Genomic DNA, 291 nt, shown 5'->3' with positions numbered 1-291 from the left:
GCTAGGGTCAGGACCCATTGATGTGAGGGCGACGATCTGATTCAGGCTCTGTGAGGAGACTGGATATGAGCAATCTGTATTGGCTGACAGACGAGCAGATGGAGCGCCTGCGCCCGTTCTTTCCCAAGAGCCACGGCAAGCCGAGGGTCGACGACCGGCGGGTTCTGAGCGGCATCATCTTCGTCAATCGCAATGGGCTGCGGTGGCGGGATGCGCCGAAGGACTATGGTCCTGCCAAGACGTTTTACAACCGTTGGAAACGCTGGGGTGCAATGGGGATCTTCGTGCGCG

General features: G+C 59.1%; 1 protein-coding gene. It reads left to right on the top strand.

Annotation, left to right across the window (positions count from 1 at the left end; translation table 11 throughout):
- Positions 1-65 precede the first annotated feature (65 nt).
- Positions 66-291 (top strand): transposase (locus ACZL02_RS24385; protein WP_472941275.1); only part of this gene is annotated, 226 nt, incomplete at its 3' end.

The sequence above is a fragment of the Mesocryomonas fontinalis genome, from assembly GCF_055730125.2.
This window is presented reverse-complemented; position numbering and strand designations above follow the sequence as displayed.